The organism is Streptomyces sp. NBC_00353 (assembly GCF_036108815.1).
Classification (GTDB): Bacteria; Actinomycetota; Actinomycetes; order Streptomycetales; family Streptomycetaceae; genus Streptomyces.
Genome location: NZ_CP107985.1, coordinates 5,916,354 through 5,939,548 on the forward strand (window position 1 = coordinate 5,916,354; position 23,195 = coordinate 5,939,548).

A 23,195-nucleotide genomic window follows, 5' to 3' on the forward strand; every position below is an offset into this window, starting at 1 on the left:
GTGCCGGCCGCGTCGGCCGGGAGCGGCCGTCACGCGGGGCAGGGGGCCCGGCCGCCCCGCAGGCGTCCGTCCCGCTCGCCCGCATCGCTCGTATGCTCGGTTCATGACCGATCTTCAGCGCGGACGCCCGACCACCAACTCCATGCGGCGCGCTCTCAAGCGGGCCCGTGACGGGGTCGCTCTCGATGTGACCGAGGCCGCCGTCCTGCTCCAGGCGCGCGGCGACGACCTGACGGACCTCGCCGCGTCCGCCGCCCGGGTGCGGGACGCAGGCCTGGAAGCCGCGGGCCGGCCGGGCGTCATCACGTACTCGCGCAAGGTCTTCATCCCGCTGACCCGGCTGTGCCGCGACAAGTGCCACTACTGCACCTTCGTCACCGTCCCCGGCAAGCTCCGCAAGGCCGGGCACGGGATGTTCCTATCGCCCGACGAGGTGCTGGACATCGCCCGCAAGGGCGCCGCGATGGGCTGCAAGGAAGCGCTGTTCACGCTCGGCGACCGGCCCGAGGACCGCTGGCCGGAGGCGCGGGAGTGGCTGGAGGCCGAGGGTTACGACGACACCCTGGCGTACGTACGGGCCATGGCGATCCGGGTCCTGGAGGAGACCGGACTCCTCCCGCACCTCAACCCCGGCGTGCTGACCTGGACCGATCTGCAGCGGCTCAAGCCCGTCGCCCCCTCCATGGGCATGATGCTGGAGACGACGGCCACCCGTCTGTGGTCCGAGCCGGGCGGCCCGCACCACGGCTCCCCGGACAAGGAGCCCGCGGTGCGACTGCGGGTGCTGGAGGACGCGGGCCGTTCCAACGTCCCGTTCACCACCGGGATCCTGATCGGGATCGGTGAGTCGTACGAGGAGCGCGCCGACTCCCTCTTCGAGCTCCGCAAGACCGCCCGCGCCTACCACGGCATCCAGGAGGTCATCGTCCAGAACTTCCGCGCCAAGCCCGACACGGCGATGCGCGGGATGCCGGACGCCGAACTGGAGGAGCTGGCCGCGGCCATCGCCGTGGCCCGCCACATCCTCGGCCCGTCCGCCCGCATCCAGGCCCCGCCGAACCTCGTCGACGCCGAGTACGCACTGCTCATCGGCGCCGGGATCGACGACTGGGGCGGTGTCTCACCGCTCACCCCGGACCATGTGAACCCCGAACGGCCCTGGCCACACATCGACGAACTCGCCGCGAAGACCGCCGAGTCGGGCTTCTCCCTGCGCGAACGGCTCACCATCTACCCGGAGTTCATCCAGCGCGGCGAGCCGTGGCTCGACCCCCGCCTCCTCCCGCACGTCCGGGCGCTCGCCGACCCGGAGACGGGTCTCGCGAAGGAAGGGACGATCCCGGCCGGGCTGCCCTGGCAGGAGCCCGACGAAGGCTTCAACGCCTCCGGCCGCACCGATCTGCACCGCACCATCGACACCGAGGGCCGCACCGGCGACCGCCGCGACGACTTCGACGAGGTGTACGGGGACTGGGAGGCGCTGCGCGAGGCCGCCGCGCCCGGCATGGTCCCGTCCCGGATCGACACGGATGTGAAGTCCGCGCTGGCCACCGCCGCCGCCGATCCGACGAAACTCACCGACGACGAGGCACTCGCCCTGCTCCACGCCGACGGGCCGGCTCTCGACGCACTGTGCCGGATCGCCGACGAGTTGCGGCGCGACGTGGTCGGCGACGACGTCACCTACATCGTCACGCGGAACATCAACTTCACCAACGTCTGCTACACCGGCTGCCGATTCTGCGCCTTCGCCCAGCGGCGCACGGACGCCGACGCGTACACCCTGTCGCTGGACCAGGTCGCCGACCGGGCCGCACAGGCGTGGGACGTCGGCGCCGTCGAGGTGTGCATGCAGGGCGGTATCCACCCGGACCTGCCCGGCACCGCGTACTTCGACATCGCACGCGCGGTGAAGGAACGCGTGCCCGGCATGCATGTGCACGCCTTCTCGCCGATGGAGGTCGTCAACGGTGCCACCCGCACCGGGATGTCCGTCCGCGACTGGCTGACCGCCGCGAAGGAGGCCGGGCTCGACTCCATCCCCGGCACCGCCGCCGAAATCCTCGACGACGAGGTCCGCTGGGTCCTCACCAAGGGGAAACTGCCGACGGCCACCTGGCTCGACGTCATCAGGACCGCCCACGAGGTGGGGCTGCGATCGTCGTCGACGATGATGTACGGCCACGTCGACCAGCCCCGCCACTGGCTCGGTCATCTGAGGACCCTGGCCCGCCTCCAGCAGGAGACCGGTGGTTTCACGGAGTTCGTGACACTGCCGTTCATCCACACCAACGCCCCCGTCTACCTCGCGGGCATCGCCCGGCCGGGCCCGACCGACCGCGACAACCGGGCCGTCACCGCCATGGCCCGACTCCTCCTGCACCCGCACATCACCAACATCCAGACCAGCTGGGTCAAGCTCGGTACGGAGGGCGCGGCCGAAATGCTGCGTTCGGGCGCGAACGACCTCGGCGGCACGCTGATGGAGGAGACCATCTCCCGGATGGCGGGGTCGAGTTACGGCTCGTACCGGTCGGTCCGGGACCTGGTCGCCATCGCGGAGCTGGCGGGCCGGCCGGCGAAGCCGCGTACGACGCTGTACGGGGAAGTGCCGCAGGAGCGGGTGACGGCCGCCGCCGCCTCGGACGGGCATCTGCCGGAACTGCTGCCGGTCCTGTCGGACTGACCCGTGGTTCCGCTGCGCGAGCACGTTGCGAGCGAGACGTTGCCACGGCCCATGGACGACTGTTGTCCCGCGGTACGGAAATCCCCGGAGATTGCCGTTCAAAAGTGACCGCGAGAGCCACTCCGTACATACCGTTCCGGTCCTCAACCGGCCGTTCCCCGTTCGATTACAGTGCTGCGGAGTCGGAGCTGCGCAGCCGTACGAGGACGGGGAAGGGGCACGGTGAGCACAGGAGCCACAGCTGTCTGGGGCCGTGTCGAACAGCAGGACTTCCGCAGCCGGGTACGTGGCTGTCTGCTGGGCGGTGCCATCGGTGACGCGCTCGGTGCGGCCGTCGCCGGTCTCTCGCTCGAAGAGATCCGCGCGGCCCACGGCGCCGACGCCGTCACCGACTTCGTCCCCGTCCACGGCAGACGGGGCGCGGTCACCGCGGTCACCCAGCTCAACCTGTTCACCGTCGACGGGCTGATCCGCGCCCAGGTCCGCCGCGACACCGGCGCCTGGCACCCGCCCACCGATGTGCACCGTGCCCATCTGCGCTGGGTCGCCACCCAGCACGACTGGGGGCCCGACGAGCGCCGCCAGGAGAACGGCTGGCTCGCCCAGGAGGAGTGGCTGTACGCGCGCCGCGCCCCCACCCGGGAATGTCTCACCGGGTTCGGCGACGCCACGATGGGCACCCTCGACCGGCCCAAGAACCCCACCGCACGCGACTCGGCGGCCCTCACCCGGTCCGCCCCGTTCGGACTGCTGGTCGGGTGGGAGCCGCAGCTCGTCCTCCAGCTGGCCGTCGAATGCGCCGCCCAGACCCACGGTCACCCCACCGCCCTGCTCTCCGCGGGCGCCCTCGCCGTCATGGTGCACGGCCTGGCCCGCGGCGAGACCCTGGACGGCGCCGTGCAGCAGGCCCTCGCGCTGCTCGCCGAGCGTCCCGGCCATCAACAGGTCACCGAGGCGCTCAAGCAGGCCCTCGGCTCCGTACGCCAGGGGATCCCGGGCCCGGCCCTCATCGAGGCGCTGGGCGACACGGACTCCGCGGAGGAGGTGCTGGCCGTCGCTGTGTACTGCGCCCTGGTCGGCGAGGACGTGCGGCACGGGCTGCGGCTCGCGGTGAACCACGGCGGCCCTTCCGCGGCCACCGGGGCCCTGTGCGGGGCCCTCCTCGGCGCGCTGCACGGCGAGACCGCGCTGCCGCCGGCCTGGCTCGCCGAACTGGAGGGCAGGGCCACCCTCCTCGAACTCGCCGACGACTTCGCCATGGAGATGACCCAGGGTCCGGCCCTGCACAGCCCGTCGGCCGCCGCACCGGGCTGGCTGACCCGCTACCCGCGCGGGTGACCACCGCGCCGCGGGCCGACCCGCGGAGCACGTACGAGGGGCGGGGTACGGACACCGCCGTGTCCGTACCCCGCCCCTCGGCTCCGTGCGGGCGGATCAGTCCTTCACGCCCTCCGCGACGGTGGTGTCGCCGGCACCGGCCTGCGCCGGAACCGTCGCGCCGGTCGACGAACCGTCGCCGTCCGTGTTGATCTGCTCGATCAGCGCGTCGCGCTCCGGGGTGTCCTCCGGCTTGATGAAGCCGATCGCGATGTAGAGCACCAGCGAGATCGCCAGCGGCAGCGCCACCTGGTACTGGAGCGCGACATTCGTCTTCACCGAACCGTCGAAGTTGTAGTTGGTGAAGTAGAACGCCAGCAGACCCGCAGCCCAGCTGACGAGCGCCGCCGTCGGACCCGACTTACGGAACCTGCGCAGCAGGCCCAGCATGAACGGGATGGCGATCGGACCCATCAGACCGGCCACCCACTTGATGACGACGGAGATGATGTCCTTGAACGTCGGCGAGTTGATCTGGGTGGCGAGCGCCATCGACAGACCGAGGAAGCCGAGCGTGGACACCCGGGCCGCCAGCAGACCGGTGCGGCTGCTCCAGGTGCGGGCCGCCTTCGAGAGGACCGGGGCGATGTCCCGGGTGAAGACCGCCGCGATGGCGTTGGCGTCCGAGGAGCACATGGCCATCGTGTGCGAGAAGAAGCCGACGACGACCAGACCCAGCAGGCCGTGCGGCAGCAGCTGCTCGGTCATCAGGGCGTAGCTGTCGGAGGCGTCCGGCTTCTGGGCGTGGACCAGCAGCGGGGCGCACCACATCGGGAAGAACAGGACCGTCGGCCAGACCAGCCACAGAATGGCGGAGAGCCGGGCGGAGCGGGTTGCGGAGGCGGCGGAGTCCGTGGCCATGTAGCGCTGGGCCTGGTTCCACATGCCGCCGTTGTACTCGAACGTCTTGATGAAGAGGTATGCCAGCAGGAAGGTCACCGTGTACGGGCCCGCCGTGGGGTCGGTGTGGCCCTCGGGCAGTTTGTCCCAGACCGTCCACAGCGTGCTGATACCGTCCAGCTTGGCCATGGCGGTGACGAGCATCGCGATCCCGGCGAAGAGCTGGATGATGAACTGCCCGAGCTCTGTGAGCGCGTCGGCCCACAGTCCGCCGACCGTGCAGTACACGGCGGTGATGCAGCCGGTGATGAAGATGCCCTGGGTGATCGAGATGCCGGTGAAGACGGAGAGCAGGGTGGCGATGGCCGCCCACTTGGCGCCGACGTCCACGATCTTCAGCAGCAGGCCCGACCAGGCGAGCGCCTGCTGCGTCGGGATGTTGTAGCGGTTCTTGAGGTACTCGAGCGGCGAGGCGACGTGCAGTCGCGAGCGCAGCCGGTTGAGCCGCGGTGCGAAGAGCTGGGCGCCGATGCCGATGCCGATGGCGATCGGCAGCGACCAGGTCACGAACGACGTGACGCCGAACTGGTACGCGATGCCGGCGTACCCGGTGAACATCACCGCGCTGTAGCCGGACATGTGGTGCGAGATGCCGGACAGCCACCACGGCATCTTGCCACCGGCCGTGAAGAAGTCGCTGACGTTGTCCACACGCTTGTGGGACCAGAGTCCGATCGCGATCATCACGCCGAAGTAGCCGATGAGCACGACCCAGTCGAGACTGTTCATGTGCCCCCTCCTGGGGTCCGCCTTATGAACGGGGTTACGCACTTCGTCAGTACGGCCGCCCAGCGGGGCCCCGTGCGGGAGCGGGGACATCGGGGATTGAACCGCTTGTTCGGTACCTCGGTCAAGGTTTTTCGCGATCAGGGATGTGAACGCCAATCAGCAAGTCGAACGATTTTACTTGTTCTTGACGCACGGAGGCGTTGTCGTGAACGTGACGGCGGCCACACGATGAGCGGGCACTTCGTCAGGCTGTGCAGAGCAATCACGAGCACCGGAGAGCGCAGAAAGACCGCACGGGATGCGGGTCCCGTGCGGCCGAGAAGGAGGAGAACTGCCCTTAACGACAGTGGATCAGCGCATCAGCTCGCCGGCGTTGACCAGCAGGGACTGCCCGGTGATCGACCGGGCACGGTCGGAGGCCAGGAACACCGCGGCCTCCGCCACGTCACCGTCCGTGGCCAGCTCGGGCAGTGCCATCCGTTCGGCGAGCCTGCCGAGCACGTCGGCCTCCGGTACGCCCTCGGAGTGCGCGGTGAACCGGACGTACGCCTGCACCGGCGGGCCCCACATCCAGCCGGGCAGCACCGTGTTGACCCGGATCCGGTGCGGGCCGAACTCCCGCGCCATGGAGTACATCGCCGAGGTGAGCGCGCCCTTCGACGCCGCGTACGCCGCCTGCCGCACCTGGGACGGTGCGGCGACCGACGACTGCGTACCGATGACGACCACGGAGCCTCCCCGTTCCTTGAGGCCGGGCAGGCAGGCGCGCGTCATCCGCAGTGTTCCGAGCAGATTGACGTCGATCACCGACTGCCAGGTGGCGAGGTCGGCGTCCTCGACGCCGCCGAAGTAGCTGTCCCAGGCGGCGACATGGACCACCGCGTCGATCCGCCCGAACCGCTCCAACGCCAGCGCGGCGAGTGCCTCGCACTGCGCCTCGTCGGTGATGTCGGTGGCCAGATGGGCGGTGTGTCGGCCCTCGGGATCGATCTCGGCGGCCGACTTGGCGAGCCGCTCCGCGGTGCGCGCCCCGAGGACCGCACGGCCGCCGTCCCGTACCACCGTCTCCGCTATCCGGTGCCCCAGTCCGGCCCCGACCCCGGACACCACGACGGTCTTCCCCGCGAGCAACATCGGTGCCTCCCGGCCCTGGCAGTTTTCCTGACGGGGCGTCAGAGTAGGACGCTGCGGCGGAGTGCGGAAGGGGAATGGCATGAGCGACGAGACACGCAGCGACACGTACGCCGAACTGGCCGCGCTGGGGCCGTACGGAGTCCATCCCGGCCACGCGCTGATCACCATGGTGGAACCGCACCCGGGTCATGAGTACGCGTACAACCGCTGGTACGAAGACGATCACTACTACGCGGGCGCGATGGCGATGCCCTGGATGTTCGCCGGGCGGCGCTGGGTGGCCACCCGGGAGCTCCAGGAGCTGCGCTACCCGGAGAAGTCCGCGGTCGCGCAGCCGGTCGGCGCCGGGTGCTACCTGTCCACGTACTGGGTGACGGACGGGCGCTACGACGATCACATGAAGTGGACCGTCGGGATCAACAAGCGGCTGAACCGGGACGGCCGGGTCTACCAGGACCGCACCCATGTGTTCACCGCGTTCCAGGACCACGAGGTGACGGTCTACCGGGACGGCGCCGCGGGCCCCAGGGACTATCACGCACTCGACCACCCGTACCGCGGACTGGTGCTCCAGGTGATCGACGCCGAAGGCGCCGGGCAGCGGGCCGAGATGCTGGAGTGGCTGCGCTCCCGGCATCTGCCGAAGCGGCTCAGCGGCTCGCCGGCGGCGATGGTGACCGTCTTCCGCCCGACGCCGCTGCCGGGCGACCGGATGACCTATGTGAAGCAGGTCGAGGGCGTCGACACCCGGCTGACCCTGCTCTGGTTCCTCCAGGAGGACCCACGGGACTGCTGGGCGGAGCATTTCACCGGGCTCGACGCGGCGGTCGCGGAATCCGGCCTGGGCCGGGTCGAGCTGGTGGCGCCGTTCATTCCGACCGTGCCCGGCACCGACCGGTATGTGGATCAACTGCGTTGACCGGATCTGCTGGAGGAGCCCCCTCGGCCGGGACGGCGGACCAGTCGAGAGGGCTTCCGGCGGCACCGGTATCGGTGCCGCACCCCGGTCTGTGGAAGGGCATCGGTCAGGCGTCGACGGAGCCCTTGGCGATGTCGGAGACGAAGGCGTTCCACGCACCGGGCACGAAGGTGATCGAGGGGCCCTCGGGGGCCTTCGAGTCACGCACCGCGATCGCCTGGGCGAGAGGGGACTTGACCTCGACGCAAGCGCCGTTGCCCCCGGAATACGACGACTTCGTCCAATTGTCCGTAGCACCCTGACGAATGGCCATGTTCACTCCGGTTCAGAGAGTTGTGTGAGAGGTGCCAACCGCAAAACCTGTTGGCGTGATCGACGCTACTCGCCAACATCGTTGCGTGAAGGGGCCGTTCACTCGACCGGATGGCATATTCCATTCGGGCCTTCCACTTTGAGGTGGCGACGGTGTACCGTGCCGTCGCCCCACCCGTAACATCACTCCTTTTCCCGCATAACGGACTTTGCGGAATACCGGCTCCGAGCTGCCGCCGGCTGCTGTTCGGCCGGCATTCGGCCGGTGTTCGTCCTGCGTTCGGCCACCGCTCAGTCGGTGCTCAACCGGGCGTACTTCTTTGCGATGTCGGCGATGAAGTGCCGGGTCTGCTCCACATTCAGCGCCTGCGCACGCAAGTGCTCGTACATGACGCTGTATCGCTGCACATCATTCGCTTTCTCCAGATAGAGATCGCTGGTGACACCCTCGATATAGACCACGCTGGAGTCCGCGGCGTCCGGGAATTCCAGAATGGCGTACTGCCCGTTGATGCCCGGATGCGCACCCATCTCGAAAGGCAGCACCTGCACGGTCACATGCGGCAGGTGCGACAGATCGACGAGCTGCTCCAGCTGCTCGATCATCACCTGCCGTCCACCGACCTGCCGGCTCAGCGCGGCCTCGTCGATGACCGCCCAGAGCCGCAGCGGGTGCTCCTGGTCGGTGATCCGGTCCTGGCGCCGCGCCCGGACGCTCACGCGCTTGTCGATGTCGTTCGGCGGCGCCTCCGGAAGCGCGCCGTTGATCAGCGCCTCGGCGTAGCTCCGGGTCTGCAACAGGCCCGGGACGACCTGGGGTTCGTACACCCGCAGCGACTCGGCATCGGTCTCCAGGCCGATGTAGACGCTGTACGGGATGTCGCCGAAGGCGTGCCACCAGCCCTGCTGGCGGGAGTCCTTGGCCATCTGCATGAGCGAGTCGACGATCCGGTGGTCCTCGACCTCGTACACCCCGCAGAGATCGCGGACGTCGCGCTGACTGATGGACCGACGGCCGTTCTCCAGGCGGCTGATCTTCGACTGCGAGACCAGCAGCCGCTCCGCCACCTCCTCGGCCGTCATGCCCTTGAGTTCGCGCAGGCGGCGCAATTCCTGACCCAACCGGCGTCGCCTGACGGTGGGATTGACGTTGGTCGGCACGGAAACGGCACCTCCGGCTGTGTAGCTGTGCGTATCTACTGCTCAGCAGATTGCCACCCATGGGTCGGGTCGCGCTGGGAAATGGCCACACGCAGGCGCGCGGGGCAGCCGGTGGACCGGCTGCCCCGCGCGTGGTGCGGCTCCCGAACCGGGTCTTGGGGACGTCGGCGCGGCGGTATTCGGTTGTCCCGTCGGTGCGGTGCGGTCCGCTGCCCTAGTGGGCCGCGGTGTGCACCATGCTGTCGCGGCGTGACTGCGACTGCACTTGCGGTTGCAACGGCGCTCCCGCCACCTGGTTGCGGCGCGGCTGTGCGACCGCCCCGTTCTGGACGTCCATCACGGCGTGCGCCACGAGGCCGCCCATCGGGTCGTGTCTGATCAGATCCCGGAGCCGGGAGCGCGATGAGCGCCCCTCGTTCCCGGGGTAGAGGTGCTTGCCGAGTCCGACCGCGTGGGCCAGTGCGGCGAGCGCCGCGGTCCGCGGGTCCGGCGGTACGCCGGTGCGGATCGCACTGTCCAGCCGGGATCTGATCTCCCGGCTGATTGCCGTGTCCGTCGCCTGGTAGCGAGTCGTCGGCAGCACCCCGCACATCTGTCCCGCCACGGCATGCACCATGCCGCAACGCTCCAGATGCGAGAGATAGGTCTGACGCAACCCCAGCCGGGGCCCGCCAATCCAGTGGACGGCCCGGACCGGGCTGCCGCGTCGGCGCAGCAGTTCCAGTGCGGAGTCCAGTGTCGGATCTCCTGTCGGCCGTGGCATCACCACGGCGATACGATCCCCGTCAGGGGCTATCCGTCCTGCCAGAGCCAGCTCCACTAGCTGAGCTCCGGCGAGGCCGAGGTCGAGCGACTGCGGCTGCGCTGTGGTACCCGTGGTCGGGTCCAGAGCGAGCAGCAGAAGCTCCTCCGGAATTGTTCTGCGGCTCCTGCCCATCCATGCCTCCCCGCGTGGATGAATGACAGGGTGACCCCTCTCACATTGGTCTGTCGAGAGCGCCTGGGTACTTCGTACGGGAACCAGTAGGTATGTCGTTCTCGTCTAGCAGCCCGGCCGAGGGTTCACACAGGACACTGGTAGCTGGTTCGGACAGTGCGGGGGCGTCCCCGCGGCGCATGGAGGAGGCATCGGTGGCGGGCGAGTCCCCCGACAGGTCGGAGCAGCAGAAGTCGTCGGGCGCGGCTCGGAGCGAACGCGATCCGCGGCTGACCGTCTTCCGTGAAGCGGCAGCCGCGGCGGCGGATGCCGGAACCGCGACGGGAACCGGCGGCAATCCGGATACGGCAACGGCGGTGTTCCGTACGAAGCCTGCGGAGGCCGGTGAGGACGAGGGACAGGACTCTCGCGACGGCCTCGGCAGGAGCCTCGACGGTTCGAGGAACGGCTCCCGCGGTCCCGAGAGGACCGAGAAGGCCCCTGAGGCCCCGGAGACGGCCTCCGCGCCGGAGGAGCCGGAGGAGTCCGAGGAGGGCGCCCGGGCCGCGGAGACGGCCGGGTCGGCCGACGGGGCGGGAACCGGGACCGCACCCGAGGAGAGCGACGCGCGGTTGCGTGCCGCGGTCGCCGCGTGGGTGGGGAAGGGCACCGCCGGCGCGAAGACGGCCGAGCAGGACGAGAAGGGCGAGAAGTCCGACACGGTCGCGGTCACCGAGAGTGACGACGTCACGGGGAGCGACACCCCCGAGCCCGTCGACGAGGCGGGTGACAGCGGGACGACGTCGGTCGGCGCGACCGGGGACGCGCAGGACGAGCCGGTCGCGTCGGGCGCAGCCGATGCCGGCGCCGAGGACGAGGACGACGCCGACGAGGCGCGTGCTGAGGGTGCCGGGAAGCCTTCGGCGTCCGACGACGCCGAAGCAGCGGACGAGGGTCCGGGCGAGAACGCGGACGAGGCCGAGGAATCCGACGGCGCTGCCGACGAGGCCCGGGTCCCCGGTGCCCCCGAGGGCGCGGAGAGCGTCAAGGCGGCCGATGCCGCCGAGACGTCCGAGCCCGCCGAGTCTGCCGGGCCCGCCGAGGAAAGGCGCACAGTCGATCAGCCCACGGCTGTCTTCAGGACGGTCCGGCCGGACCGGGTCGACCAGCCGACGACCGCGCTGAAGATCACCCCGCCCGCGTCGAAGCCGGGGCAGAAGCCTCAGCAGAAGCCGGAGGCCGAGCCCGGGAGTGCCGCCGAGCGCACCAGCCAGTTCGTGCCGCTGCGCCGTGACGAAGCGCGGCCCGCCCCCGCCGTCCGCAAGCCCGAGACACCCGCAGCCGCACCCGTGCCGGCCGCCGCCCCCTCGCTCAGCGGCGCCGAGCGGACCCGGCAGCAGCCGATGCCGCCCCGGCCGCCGCTCGACCTGCTGGCCGAGCTGACGAACACGCCTCCGCCGCCGGAGACGCCCGTCCGTACGGCCGTGCGCCGGGTCAAGATCTGGACCCCGCTCGTGCTCCTCCTGCTGATCGTCTTTGCGATCGTGCAGGCGGCGCGCCCGCTGCCGACGCCCGAGCTCCGGCTGACGGCGCAGCCGACGTACACCTTCGAAGGCGGCAAGCCGTCACTGCCGTGGCCGAACGAGGGCCAGGGCTACATGGCGGCGACCGGCCTCGGCACGGTGGACTCGTTCGGCGAGCAGAAGGCTGTGCCGATCGGCAGTGTGGCCAAGGCGATGACCGCGTACGTCGTGCTCAAGGACCACCCGCTGAAGAAGGGCCAGGCCGGTCCGTCCATCACGGTCGACGCCAAGGGGGAGTCGGACGGCAAGCTGGACGCCGCGGGCGAGTCGACGCTCAACACCGTGAAGGCGGGGGACAAGCTCACCGAGCAGGAGGCCCTCTCGGCCATAATGATCCCGTCCGCGAACAACATCGCGCGGCTGCTGGCGCGTTGGGACGCGGGTTCCGAGAAGGCGTTCGTCAAGAAGATGAACGACACCGCCAAGTCGCTCGGCATGAAGAACACCACGTACACCGACCCGTCCGGACTCACCGCGACCACGGTGAGTTCGGCCGAGGACCAGGTGAAGCTCGGCCAGAAGCTGGTGGAGATCCCGGCGCTGATGGCGATCACCAAGCTGCCGTCGTGGACCGACCCGTCGGGCAAGAACTGGCGGAACTACAACACCCTCGTTCCGTACAACGGCGCCCTCGGCATCAAGACCGGCTCCACGAGCAAGGCGGGCGGCAACCTGCTCTTCGCCGCGCACAAGATGGTCGGCGACACCGACCAGCTGATCGTCGGCGCGGTGCTGGGCCAGCACAAGGCGCCCATCATCGACACGGTCAACGCGGTCAGCAAGGACGTGATGGTCGCGACCGAGGACCTGCTGAAGAGCGGGAAGGTGGTCAAGAAGGGCGATGTCGTCGGCGCGGTCGACGACGGGTTCGGCGGTACCACCCCGGTCGTCGCGACCGAGGACGTGGCGGCGGTCGGCTGGCCCGGTCTGACGGTCAAGCTCGAACTGACCGACGACGGGAAGATGCTCCCGCACTCGGCGGCCGCCGGAACCCACGTCGGCACGCTCACCGTCGGCGAGGGCTCCAGTCAGGTGAAGGTGGCGGTGGCGCTGCAGAGCGATCTGACGGACCCGTCCTTCGGCGAGAAGCTGACCCGAATCAGCTGACGCGGACGGGGGAGGGGGTGCCGTTCCGCGGCATCCCCTCCCCCTTTTTTCGGTGCCGTACCGGCACCGCCTTCCCCTTTGCGTACGTGTTAGCGTCCCCGGACAACCGGGGAGCGCCGGACGGCGTCCTCACAGGTGGTACGGAGACGGGGAACGGGGCCGGCGGAGACGGGGAGAAGCCGTAGTGACCACCGCGGAGCCGAGACCCGGCCGTGAGGCGGCCGGGAACAGCGATGTGCGAGGCGACGTGACGAGCGGCAGTGGTGGCAGCATGAATGTCCGGCTGCCCGCCCCGCGTACCCCGGAACCGCGGGCCGCGGCGCCGAAGCCGCCTGCGCCGACCCGCAGTCGGCAGGGCCGCGCCCGGCAGCTGCTGCGCCACCCCGTCACCGTTGCGACGGCGGCCGCCGCGGTTACCCACATCCTCTGGTTCTTGTTCTTCGCGAACAGTGGCGGCGACCTCGCGGCCCAGGACGCCTGGGCCGAGTTCGTCGGCCGGCATCCCGGTACCGCGTACAACCTCGCCTGGTACGGGGGCATGCACCCCGTCTCGTACAGCGTGGTCTCGCCGTATCTGATGTCCGTGCTCGGCGTCCGTACGACGATGATGATCGCCGGGACGGTGTCGGCGGGACTTACCGCGTTGATCGTGGTGCGGGTCCGGGCCGTACGCAACCCGCTCGCCTGCTCGCTCGCCGGAGTGTTCGCGTATCTGTGCAACGCGCTGTCCGGGCGGGTGACGTTCGGGCTCGGAATGATGTTCGCGCTGGGCGCGGTGGCCGCGGTGTTCTGCTGGCCGTACCGGTGGCGCCACAAGCGCTGGGCGAAGGCGGCCGTCGCCGCGCCGCTCGCCGGGCTGGCCACGGCGGGCAGCCCCGTCGCGGGGCTGTTCCTCGGTGTGGTGGCCGCCGCGCTGTTCCTGAACAAGCGGCGCCCCGGCGCGTACGCGCTGGGCCTGGCGCCGGTCGTCGTCGTCGCGCTGTCGGCGTGGCTGTTCCCGTTCTCCGGTACGCAGCCGATGTCGCTCGCGACGCTGTCCCTGCCGTTCGTCTTCGCCGTTCTCGTCCTCGTCCTCGTGCCGAACGAGTGGCGCACGGTCCGCACCGCTGCCGCCGTCTACGGGGCCGGGACGCTGCTGACCTATGTGGTCGACTCGCAGATCGGCTCGAACGTCACTCGGATGGCGATGCTGTTCGCCGGAGTGGTGCTGCTCGCCGCGCTGCCGTACACCGTGCCGCGTTCGCGGCGCTGGTACGCACTGATCCTGGCATTCGCCGGCATGAACATCTGGATCGGCGTCAAGGGCGTCGACGACATCGTCCGTACCGCCCCCGCCGCCTCCTGGACGCGAGAACTGGCCCCGCTGGTCAACGAGCTCCAGGAGGTCGGCGCGGAACGCGGCAGGGTCGAGGTGGTGCCCGCCAGCAGCCACCGCGAGGCGTCCGCGCTCGCCCCGTACGTCAATCTGGCCCGCGGCTGGAACCGGCAGGCCGACATGGAGCGCAACCCGCTCTTCTACGACGACACGCTGGACCCCGTGAACTACCGCCAGTGGCTCGACCGCTGGGCGGTGCACTACGTGGTGCTGCCCAAGGGGGAGCCGGACTCCACCGGCGCGGTACAGGAGGCGGCGCTGGTCCAGAAGGGCCAGCCGTATCTGAAGGCCATCTGGTCCGACTCCAACTGGCAGCTCTTCGCGGTCGACAGCCCGGTGCCGCTGGCCGACCCGCCGGCGACGGTGGACCGGGCCGGTGCGGGTGAGCTGACCATCCATGTGAAGCGGGCGGGCCGGGTGCTGATCCGGATCCCGTACTCGCGCTGGCTCGCCCTGGTCGACGGCGACGGCAAGAGCGTGGAGCGGCCGCAGGAGACCGAGGAGTCCAAGCGGCGCGCGGACCAGGACAGCCCGCGGACCTTCGTCAACACGAACGGTTGCCTGCTCAAGGTGGACGAGGACGAGGACGGCGACGAGTGGACGGAACTGCTCGCGCCGCGCCCCGGGGTGTACCGGCTGGCGGCCCCGTACCAGCTGTCACCCGGTACACCGTGCCCGGAGGAGCTGCGCTGAGGAGGGCGCCGACAGGGAGCCGCGGACAAGGAGAGAGCGAGCAAATCGTGCAGGGTCTCTCCCTCCGGGGGCGTAGCCCTGGCATGGTGTGCTGCCATGAGGTGCCAACGGTGCGGCAGTGAACAGCGAGGTGTGCTGCCGGGATTGGTCTGTCCGGACTGCGGATCGGTGGCCCGCACGGTCGGCGGGGACGGTTCCTGGATCGCCCGTGAGACGTTCGCGGGCCGGGTCTCCACGCTGCCACGGAGCAGAAAGGCCCTGCTGGTGGCCGGAGTCGTGGTGGTGGCCGGCTCGCTGGTCACCGGCGCCTCGCTGCTCGCTTCGGGCGGCGACGACAGCGGCCGCCGTACGGGAGCGGTGGGGCGCGTGGGTGTCCCGCCGGACGGCATCGGGGGCGGCGCCCCGACCCGGATCGGCCCGTCCGGAACGGAGAGTCCGGACCCGGCGCCCGCCTCCTCGAATTCGTCGTCACCACCGTCGCCTCGGCACCCGGTACCCAGCCCGTCCCGTACCTCCGAATTCCCATCGGGCAAGGGTGGTTACACGTACACCGCCTGGGCCGGGCCGGGCTGCTCGACGGGCGAGTACCACGAGCACGGCCGGTTCGAGGACGGTGACGACGGCTGGTACACGGTCGACTCCGGCGGCTACCGGGGCAGTACGTGCGACGGGCGGTTCAGTGCCGTGCCGATGTCGGGCAGCACGACCCAGGACCGGGGCAACACCGCCACCTGGTCCTGGCACCTGGGCGGCGGCTACCGCGAGTGCGCGCTGACCGTCTTCGTGCCGGACAGTGGCCGCGACCGCGATGTGGCGGGGAACCCCACCGTGTACCGGGTGCTCTCGAATCCGGACGACGCGGACTCCGCGTACACGGGCTTCGCCGTACGCCAGACCGTGCACCGCGGCACCCCCGTCGATGTGAGCAGTTACCCGGTCAAGGGCAACACGTTCGCGGTGCAGCTGATCGACCGGGGGCGCGACTGGGGCGACGCGGAACTGGTGGGCGCGCATCACGCCGCGGCGCAGTTGAGGGTGAACTGCCGCTGAGGCCGACTGCCGAGGTGTCGAGCGGAACGGCAGGCATCCATCCGACTCGGGAGCCATAGTGGACGCATGAGCCTGACCACCGACGGAGAGCCGCCCGGCCCTGTACGGTTCCACCTTTTGTGCGATCGCCGGGGTTGCCAGGCGCGGACCGTGTTCGACATGGTCATCGCGGACCCGCCGCCGGACATCGAGTCCGACCTGTTCGGCCACGTCCTCCACAGCGCGACCACTGCCTCCCCGTACATCGAGGAGCTCGGCTGGAAGTACGTCCAGCAGGAGGGCTACTGGTGCCCGAGCTGCGCCGCCCCGGGCCGTCGGCCGAGACCGAGGGGCGTCACGTCGTCCTGAGGGGCACAGCGCATCGCGGCACGGTTCGGCGACCACCGAAGAGTCCTGCCTCTAGCGTCGGACCATGACGACGACGACCGGCTCCACCTCCGGCACCGCACCCGACTCCACCCCGGCGACCGACGACCGCGACCCCGCCGGGGTCGTCGCGGACATGGTCGACCACGTGCTGGCCCTCGCCGCGACCTGGACGGCCTGGGACGGGCGCCCCATCCCCGCCGACGACCGCGTCCACACCCCGCACAAGGCGATCCGCCGCGTCGCCGACCATCTGGTCGACCACCTTGCCGAGATGGAGGCGCGGCTGGTGGGGGAGGAGACGCAGCCGGACCACTGGCACGCCTCGGCGGCCACCACCGAGGCGGACCTCGCCCCGTTCACCGGGGCCGATCTCGACGAGGCCCGCAGCCGGCTGACCCGACTGGCCAGGATCTGGGTGAACCGCCTCGACGCGCTGACGCCCGAGCAGCTGGACCGTTCTCCCGGTGTCGGCTGGACGTTCCGCCAACTCGCCTTCCACATGGCGGAGTCGACCTATTACGCGGAGGCCGTAGGAGACCTCACACCCGACCGCATGCCCGAGCGCGCCGAACGGACCCCGACACCATGACCGACCACGCCGCCTTCACGGCGTTCACTTCCCTGCACCGTGCGACGACCGCGTCACCGTTGCTGCTCCCCAACGCCTGGGACCACGCCTCGGCGACGGCCCTGTGCGAGCAGGGCTTCCCCGCCGTCGGCACCACAAGCCTCGCGGTGGCCGCGGCGGCCGGACTGCCCGACGGTACGGGAGCGACCCGCCCGGAGACCGTGCTTCTGGCCCGGCGACTGGGCGCCGGGCCGTACCTGCTCTCGGTGGACGCCGAAGGCGGGTTCAGCGACGACCCGGCCGAGGTGGCCGAGCTGGCCCGTGAGCTGGCGGCGGCAGGAGCGGTCGGTATCAACCTGGAGGACGGCAGAGGCGACGGCACCCTCACCCCGGTGGAGCTGCACGCGGCGAAGATCGCGGCGGTGAAGGCCGCCGTCCCGCATCTCTTCGTGAACGCCCGCACCGACACGCACTGGCTCGGCGGCCGGGAGGCAGCGGTGGCCGGAACGACGGGCCGGCTCGATGCGTATCAACAGGCGGGCGCGGATGGCGTGTTCGTCCCCGGCCTGACCGACCCCACCGCGATCGCCGCCCTGGTGAAGAGCCTGGAGGCGCCCCTCAACATCCTCTACTCCCCGTCCGGGCCCACGGTCGCCCAGCTCGGCGAACTGGGGGTGCGCAGGGTGAGTCTCGGCTCGCTGCTGTACCGGGCGGCGCTGGGGGAGGCGATGGCCGTGGCGGCGAACATCCGGTCGGGCCGGCTGGTGGACGGGGACGTACCGACGTACGCCCAGGTGCAGAACCTGAGCGTACGTGGGCACGACCCGGGCCCGGGCTCGCGCTGAGCCCGGGCGATCAGTTGGCGAAAACGTCGCCGAAGTAGGAGATCCCGGCAGGCCCGCCGACCGATCCCGGGCCGAAGGCCGTCGATCCGGTCGCCGTGATGCCGCTGGTCCCCGTCTTGAACAGCCAGACCGAACCGACGCCGTTGTTCTCAGCGGAAGCACCGGCCACCAGTTCCGCGCGGCCGTCGTTGTTGCTGTCCGTGACCCATACGGAGCCGCCGAACTCGTCACGGGCCTCGGCGGCGCCCGGGACCCCCGCCGTGTCCTGGGAGAAGCTCTTCGAGCCGGTGCCGGTCAGTCCCTTGGCCGAGCCGCGCAGCACGGTGACCGAGCCGGCCGACTGCTTGGATCCGAGGGCTTCGCCCGAGGCGCCGACGGCGACATCGGCGTACCCGTCGCCGTTGGTGTCACCCGCGGACACGCTCCACCCGAAGCGGTCGTTCTTCTCGGCGGTGCCCGGGACCGAGGCGGTGTCCTGGGTGATCCGGACAGGGGTCCGGGTGGACAGTCCGGAGGCGCTTCCGTACGTCACGGTGACCGCACCGCCCGGACCGCCGTTCGGCTCCTCGGCGGACTTCTCCATGAAGTTGCCGGTGATGATGTCCCCGTAACCGTCCTTGTCGACGTCGGCGATGGCCGCCGCGTAGCCGCCCGCGAGCTTGCTCGACGCCTTGAGGCCGGTGGAGCTGCCCTTGTAGAGGACGCTGCGGGTGGCGTACACGTTGCCGCTCTCCTGCTGGCCCATGACGAGGAGGTCGGCCGCACCGTCCCCGTTGACGTTGCCGGCGACGAGCTTGTCCGGGTAGATGCCGGTGGCGGCGGTGGTGTCGATGCCGACGAGGGCAGCGGCATTGCCGGTACGGGAGATGGGGCCCTTGAAGATGTTCAGGCTCGGGGTGGAGTTGTTGCCGGCGGCGAGGTCGGTGTGTCCGTCGCCGTCGAAGTCGCCGGCCGCCAGGGCCCAGCCGAGTTCGTTCCGGTACTTGGGCAGCGGGGACGCGATGTCGGTGCCGGTCGTGAGGCCGGTCGCCCCGCCCCAGATGACGGTGAGGACACCGAACGAGTCGGTGGAGCCGATCCGCTCGGAGTGCACGCCGACCACGAGGTCGGTGTACCCGTCGCCGTCGAGGTCGCCCGTGGTGAGCCGGTCACCGATGTAGTCACCGGCCTCCGGAGTACCGGGGATGCCCGTGGTGGCCTGGCTGATGACCTTGTGCTTGGACTTGTCGAGGCCGCTCTTGGTGCCGTAGACGACCGTGACGTAACCGGCCCCTTCCCTGCCCGAGATCTTGCCGATGGGCGCGGCTATGACGAGGTCGCGGTAACCGTCGCCGTTGAAGTCGCCCTGCAGCCCGGAAGGCGCGGCGGAGGCGCTGCCCGCGTCGGCGACGAGCAGCGCGCCGGTGAGCGCGGCCGCGGCGGCGGTAGCGGTGACGATACGGAGGCTCTGGTGCATGCGGGTCTTCTTCTCCTGCGGCAGGCCCGATGCCGGTGGTACGGCATCGGAATTCGATTGATCGGTCGGCGCCGGTGCACGTGTGGACAGGCGTTCAGGCGCGTGCGCGTGCACTCACGTCGCTCGGTGCAGATGAGGACTGCTGGAGGGCCTCCAGGGTTGTACGGGACAGGTGTGCCGTCACGTATCCCTCAGCCGGGCATCCCTCAGCCGGCCGGAACCCGCCACCTCGGCGCGGCGCGACTGTCCGTCCGTGGCGTGAGCCGCTACCGGGGCTCGCGGTCTTCGATCCCCTCGGTCGCCCGTGCACGGTCGGCGCGGTGCGCACGGGAGCCGTGCACGTCGAGCACGGCCTGGAACTGTTTGCCCGCCTCGCGGACGCGGCCTGCCGCCAGGTAGGCGCGGCCCAGGCGGCTACGGATGTCCATCTCCAGCCAGTCGTAGCTGGGTTCGGTGAGCGGGGACAGCAACTGGAGCTGTACGAGGGCCTGATGATGGAGGGCCATGGCCGCGCTCAGGTTTCCCTCGCCCTGCTCCGCCGTGCCCAGCCGGGTCAGGCTGCGCGCGCAGAGGAAGATGTCCCCGGCCTGCTCGACCAGGTGGACCGCCTCGCGGAGCGAGCTCTTGGCCTCACCGTAGTGGCCGAGGCGGAGGTGGACGTCGGCCGCACAGCTCAAGGGTCTGCCGAGCATGCGCGGCCTGCCGTCCGTCTCGGCATGGGCGTAGGCGTCGGCGAAGCAGGCCAGCGCCTCCTCGTTCCGTTTCCCGAAATAGTGGGCGAGGCCGAGGATGACGAGTGCCATCGAGGCGACCCAGTCCCTGCGCAGTCGCTTGGCCAGGTCCACCGCTGCGGTGACATGGCGAATCGCCCGGTCGCCCTCGCCCACACTCAGGTCGAGAGCACCCAGCCCGGCGTGGGTCCGGGCCTCTTCGCACGGGTAGGGGCGGCGCCGGCCGAGGTCCAGTGCCTCGGTGAAGCAGGTGCGCGCCTGCGCGTACCTGCGTTGGTGTACGGCGGTGTAGCCCAAGCAGTTCCGCAGTGCGAGGGCCATCCGCTCGTCGGTGGCCCCGTCCACGTGGTCGAGCGCGATCTCAAGAGCCGTCTGGCACTCGTGGTAGCGGCCCTGCCGTACGAAGTAGTCGACCAGCGCCTCGGCAATCCAGCAGGCGTAGTCGGCCTCGCCGAGGGCCGCGGCGTGTCCGACGACGTCGGCGAGCTCGCCACCGGCCGCGTCCAGCCAGGCCTCCGCCTCCTGCCAGGTCGTGAACGGTGCTCCATCGGGCCGAGGTCCGGTGGGGAAGCCGCGGGAACCCCAGTCACTGGCGATCCGGGCCGCGTCCAGGTGAAGGCGGAGCGCGGCTGTGCGCGCGGCGGCGGCTTCGTCGGGCGCTGCTTCCGCGAGATGTCGTGCGTGCATGCGAACCAGGTCGTGCAATCGGTAGCGGCCCGGACGCGGCTGCTGCAGAAGACTCGTGTCGACCAGGCTTTCCAGGATCTGCTCGGTGGCGTGGGACGGCCCATGGAGCATGGCCGCCGCCGTCAGCACGTCGAACTCGACCGTCGGCGCCAGGCCCAGGGCGCGGAAGACGCGCTGCTGCTCGGGTGCGAGATGTTCGTACGACAGGCTGAAGGCCGCCTCCACGCTGCGATCCCCGACGCTCAGTTCGCCGAGCCGGTGCTCATCGCCCGCCATACGGCCCGCCAGGTACCCCACCGTCCAGGTGCTGCGGTTCTGCAGCCGCGACCCGGCGATGCGCAGTGCCAGCGGCAGCCCGTCGCAGAGCCCGACCAGCTGCTGCGTCGCCTCCGGCTCTCGGCCCGCGCGCTCCTCTCCGATGATGTGCGCGAGCAGGGACACCGCGTCCCCGCTGTCCAGGGGCTCCAGGGTGACCCGTCGGTCGGCGTCCACTTCGGCCAGCCGCCGTCGGCCGGCCACCAGCACCCTGCTTCCCGCTCCGGCCGGCAGCAGCGGTCGTATCTGGTCGGCGTCCAAGGCGTCGTCCAGCACGAGGAGCAGTCGCAGCGGGCTGGTTGCCGCACGCCAGACGGCGGTGAGCTCCTCGAGGTCGCTCGGCAACTCGCCTTTGGCTGCGCCGAGCGAGCGGAGCAGTCGCTGCAGAGCCTGCTCCGGCGATTGGCGGCGCTGTCTGCTGTGCGCGCGCAGGTCCACGAAGAGGCAGCCGTCCGGGTAATGGGCGCTGAGCTCCCGGGCCGCGCGCACGACGAGCGCGGTCTTGCCGACCCCGGCCGTACCGTCCACCGTCACGATCGATACGGATCCGGGCGCGGAAGGCGCGATCAGCTGCGCCAGCTCGGCCTCCCGCCCGATCAGGCGACCGGCGTCGCCCGGCAGTTCATTGACAGTGCGGCGGAGCCGGGGCCGGGTGGAAGGAGCGGCGGAGCGCGCCGTGGCCGGACCGAGGAGGCGTTCGTCGTCCCGGCGCAGCACCGCTTCATGTACGCGACGGAGCTCATCGCCGGGATCGACCCCGAGCTCGTCGCGCAGCCGCTCGCACGTGTCCTGATAGACGGTCAGTGCCTCCGCCTGACGTTCGCTGCCGTACAGGGCGCGCATGCGCAACGCCACCAGCGACTCGTCGTACGGACTGGACGCCGACAGGGCGGCGAGGCCGTCCAGGGCATCGGGGTATCGGCCGAGCAGAACCAGGCACTCGAGCCGTTCCACTCGAACCCTGAGTAGGCGCTCCAGCAGCCGCTGCCGTTCGACGTCGGCGAATGGTCCGGGCAGCCCGGCCAGCGGCTCGCCGTCGAACAGGGCGAGTGCGGCCGACAACCGGTCCACCGCGGTGGCCGGATCGCCGGACGCCTTCGCGCGCCGAGCGCCGTCGATGTGCTCGGCCAGGTCTGCCGCATCGAGCTGGACACCGTCGGCGACGAGGCGGTACCCGCCCCCTTCCCCGCGGATCAACGAATCCGCCGGCCCGGTGCCCTCCGCGTCGAGCACCCGCCGCAACTCGTAGATGTAGCTGGGCAGCACCTTGCGGCCGGTCTTCGGTGGCTCGGCCCCCCAGATCCCGTCGAGCAACTGCTCGTGGCTCACCAGGAAGCCCGGACGCAACGCCAGCGCGGTCAGCACGGCCTGTCGCCGGACGGGCCCCAGGGGCAGCTGCGCCCCGCCACGCCAGGCCCGCACCGGCCCGAGCACGGCAAGCCGGAGCCGTCGACAAGAACCCGCGCCCACCCGAAGCCTCCGCTCCGCTCCGCGCATCATCAGAATTTCATTCGCATTGCAGCGTGTGCCGCCATGGTTTGCAAGTGCCCATCGAAACCCCGGGGTTCAACCGCAGGGGAGCACCGGAGGGCGCGCTGTGCCGGGCGGCGGCCGTTGGCGGGGGAAATGGCCGCCGCCCCCCGAGGAAGGAACACGGACGTGACCGTCATCGACAGGTCTCTCACGAGGTTGCTGAAACAGCGGAGGCTCTTCCTCACGCGCGAGCGGAGCGATGCCGCGGAAATCGTGTACGTATGCGTGGACGACGGGCTCCCCGGTGGCTATCCGGTCGGCTACGTCATCCCGTCCCGTGCGGGGACCTGGTTCGCGTACGCCCGAGCCCGTCCCGGCCGCGTCTTCGCCAACGACCAGGTGGACGCCGGACTGCTGAGTGTCGAGGAGGCCGTGCGCGCCGTCCTCGATCACGCCCGCTACGGGGACGTCCTGTTCGCCCTGGAACAGCGAGCCGGCTCAGGCGCCACGTACACCGCCGAGGTGCACCGGGCCCACGCCACCTGGCTCGCCACGCTCGCCGAGCCCGAAGGCATCACTCACCTCGGCAACGGCAGGGTCCGCTTCACCGGCCCCGCCGTCGCGTATCTGCGCGGTCTTCCGGAACGCCTCGGCTGCCACGTGGACGACGAGGACCGGATCCGGCTGGCGGGGGAGTCGTACCGGTTGGTCCGCGAGACCCGGCACACCGGCGAAGCACGCCCTGACGGAGGAACGGGCTGACCGAGGCCGAGTTGGTGGCCGCGGCCCCGGCCGCGGGGTGGCGGGGG

At 70.6% G+C, this 23,195-nt stretch carries 17 protein-coding genes; 10 read left to right on the plus strand and 7 right to left on the minus strand.

Annotated elements, in window-relative coordinates; all coding sequences use genetic code 11:
- Positions 1–103 precede the first annotated feature (103 nt).
- Both OHA88_RS26830 and OHA88_RS26835 read left to right on the plus strand, forming a co-directional pair.
- Positions 104–2,686 (plus strand): bifunctional FO biosynthesis protein CofGH, encoded by a 2,583-nt coding sequence (locus tag OHA88_RS26830; protein ID WP_328627372.1) that lies wholly within the window; start codon positions 104–106, stop codon positions 2,684–2,686.
- A 222-nt stretch (positions 2,687–2,908) separates the two neighbouring features.
- Complete coding sequence (locus OHA88_RS26835) at positions 2,909–4,024, plus strand: ADP-ribosylglycohydrolase family protein (RefSeq protein WP_328627373.1); 1,116 nt, start codon at positions 2,909–2,911, stop codon at positions 4,022–4,024.
- Positions 4,025–4,120: 96 nt separating this feature from the next.
- On the opposite strand, the gene OHA88_RS26840 is transcribed toward OHA88_RS26835, so the two are convergent.
- Together OHA88_RS26840 and OHA88_RS26845 are read right to left on the minus strand one after the other, a co-directional pair.
- Complete coding sequence (locus OHA88_RS26840) at positions 4,121–5,692, minus strand: sodium:solute symporter family protein (protein ID WP_328627374.1); 1,572 nt, start codon at positions 5,690–5,692, stop codon at positions 4,121–4,123.
- A 351-nt stretch (positions 5,693–6,043) separates the two neighbouring features.
- Entirely contained in the window at positions 6,044–6,826 is a 783-nt protein-coding gene (locus OHA88_RS26845; RefSeq protein ID WP_328627375.1) for an SDR family oxidoreductase, read from the minus strand.
- Positions 6,827–6,905: 79 nt separating this feature from the next.
- Between OHA88_RS26845 and OHA88_RS26850 the strand changes: the two genes are divergently transcribed.
- Positions 6,906–7,745, plus strand: a complete 840-nt coding sequence (locus OHA88_RS26850; RefSeq protein ID WP_328627376.1) for a hypothetical protein — start codon at positions 6,906–6,908, stop codon at positions 7,743–7,745.
- Positions 7,746–7,851: 106 nt separating this feature from the next.
- Here the strand turns inward: OHA88_RS26850 and OHA88_RS26855 are convergent, their stop codons facing one another.
- The 3 genes from OHA88_RS26855 to OHA88_RS26865 all read right to left on the minus strand — a co-directional run bounded on the left by OHA88_RS26855 (position 7,852) and on the right by OHA88_RS26865 (position 10,155).
- The gene (locus OHA88_RS26855; protein ID WP_078852813.1) at positions 7,852–8,058 is read right to left on the minus strand and encodes a DUF397 domain-containing protein; all 207 of its coding nucleotides are present in this window, start codon (positions 8,056–8,058) and stop codon (positions 7,852–7,854) included.
- Between the two features lie 290 nt (positions 8,059–8,348).
- Positions 8,349–9,218 (minus strand): helix-turn-helix domain-containing protein, encoded by an 870-nt coding sequence (locus tag OHA88_RS26860; RefSeq protein ID WP_328627377.1) that lies wholly within the window; start codon positions 9,216–9,218, stop codon positions 8,349–8,351.
- Between the two features lie 214 nt (positions 9,219–9,432).
- Positions 9,433–10,155: a GOLPH3/VPS74 family protein gene (locus OHA88_RS26865; protein ID WP_267004648.1), complete on the minus strand. Its 723-nt coding sequence runs from the start codon at positions 10,153–10,155 to the stop codon at positions 9,433–9,435.
- A 194-nt stretch (positions 10,156–10,349) separates the two neighbouring features.
- On the opposite strand from OHA88_RS26865, the gene OHA88_RS26870 reads away from it, so the two are divergent.
- From OHA88_RS26870 to OHA88_RS26895, 6 genes are all read left to right on the plus strand, one after another.
- Positions 10,350–12,824 (plus strand): D-alanyl-D-alanine carboxypeptidase, encoded by a 2,475-nt coding sequence (locus OHA88_RS26870; RefSeq protein ID WP_328627378.1) that lies wholly within the window; start codon positions 10,350–10,352, stop codon positions 12,822–12,824.
- A gap of 184 nt (positions 12,825–13,008) precedes the next feature.
- On the plus strand, positions 13,009–14,892 hold the full coding sequence (locus OHA88_RS26875) for an MFS transporter (protein WP_328627379.1): 1,884 nt from the start codon (positions 13,009–13,011) through the stop codon (positions 14,890–14,892).
- A 96-nt stretch (positions 14,893–14,988) separates the two neighbouring features.
- A complete protein-coding gene (locus OHA88_RS26880) occupies positions 14,989–15,942 on the plus strand; it encodes an adhesin (protein WP_328627380.1) in 954 nt (317 codons plus the stop codon).
- A 66-nt stretch (positions 15,943–16,008) separates the two neighbouring features.
- On the plus strand, positions 16,009–16,290 hold the full coding sequence (locus tag OHA88_RS26885; RefSeq protein ID WP_326629503.1) for a hypothetical protein: 282 nt from the start codon (positions 16,009–16,011) through the stop codon (positions 16,288–16,290).
- Between the two features lie 64 nt (positions 16,291–16,354).
- On the plus strand, positions 16,355–16,900 hold the full coding sequence (locus OHA88_RS26890; protein ID WP_443044295.1) for a hypothetical protein: 546 nt from the start codon (positions 16,355–16,357) through the stop codon (positions 16,898–16,900).
- Entirely contained in the window at positions 16,897–17,724 is an 828-nt protein-coding gene (locus tag OHA88_RS26895; RefSeq protein WP_328627381.1) for an isocitrate lyase/PEP mutase family protein, read from the plus strand. The genes OHA88_RS26890 and OHA88_RS26895 overlap by 4 nt, the downstream gene beginning before the upstream one ends.
- Positions 17,725–17,734: 10 nt before the next feature.
- Here OHA88_RS26895 and OHA88_RS26900 read toward each other — a convergent pair whose 3' ends face one another.
- Together OHA88_RS26900 and OHA88_RS26905 are read right to left on the minus strand one after the other, a co-directional pair.
- Positions 17,735–19,180: an FG-GAP and VCBS repeat-containing protein gene (locus OHA88_RS26900; RefSeq protein ID WP_328627382.1), complete on the minus strand. Its 1,446-nt coding sequence runs from the start codon at positions 19,178–19,180 to the stop codon at positions 17,735–17,737.
- A 266-nt stretch (positions 19,181–19,446) separates the two neighbouring features.
- Positions 19,447–22,335 carry an AfsR/SARP family transcriptional regulator gene (locus tag OHA88_RS26905; protein WP_328627383.1) on the minus strand — a complete coding sequence of 963 codons (2,889 nt, stop codon included), beginning with the start codon at positions 22,333–22,335 and terminating at the stop codon, positions 19,447–19,449.
- Positions 22,336–22,572: 237 nt separating this feature from the next.
- Between OHA88_RS26905 and OHA88_RS26910 the strand changes: the two genes are divergently transcribed.
- Entirely contained in the window at positions 22,573–23,148 is a 576-nt protein-coding gene (locus OHA88_RS26910; RefSeq protein ID WP_328627384.1) for a hypothetical protein, read from the plus strand.
- Positions 23,149–23,195 lie beyond the last annotated feature (47 nt).

Coding starts and splice junctions, on each gene's coding strand:
- OHA88_RS26845 (WP_328627375.1), bottom strand. CDS start 6,826: ATGTTGCTCGCGGGGAAGACCGTCGTGGTGTCCGGGGTCGGGGCCGGA.
- OHA88_RS26840 (WP_328627374.1), bottom strand. CDS start 5,692: ATGAACAGTCTCGACTGGGTCGTGCTCATCGGCTACTTCGGCGTGATG.
- OHA88_RS26880 (WP_328627380.1), top strand. CDS start 14,989: ATGAGGTGCCAACGGTGCGGCAGTGAACAGCGAGGTGTGCTGCCGGGA.
- OHA88_RS26830 (WP_328627372.1), top strand. CDS start 104: ATGACCGATCTTCAGCGCGGACGCCCGACCACCAACTCCATGCGGCGC.
- OHA88_RS26865 (WP_267004648.1), bottom strand. CDS start 10,155: ATGGGCAGGAGCCGCAGAACAATTCCGGAGGAGCTTCTGCTGCTCGCT.
- OHA88_RS26895 (WP_328627381.1), top strand. CDS start 16,897: ATGACCGACCACGCCGCCTTCACGGCGTTCACTTCCCTGCACCGTGCG.
- OHA88_RS26890 (WP_443044295.1), top strand. CDS start 16,355: ATGACGACGACGACCGGCTCCACCTCCGGCACCGCACCCGACTCCACC.
- OHA88_RS26885 (WP_326629503.1), top strand. CDS start 16,009: ATGAGCCTGACCACCGACGGAGAGCCGCCCGGCCCTGTACGGTTCCAC.
- OHA88_RS26900 (WP_328627382.1), bottom strand. CDS start 19,180: ATGCACCAGAGCCTCCGTATCGTCACCGCTACCGCCGCCGCGGCCGCG.
- OHA88_RS26855 (WP_078852813.1), bottom strand. CDS start 8,058: ATGGCCATTCGTCAGGGTGCTACGGACAATTGGACGAAGTCGTCGTAT.
- OHA88_RS26850 (WP_328627376.1), top strand. CDS start 6,906: ATGAGCGACGAGACACGCAGCGACACGTACGCCGAACTGGCCGCGCTG.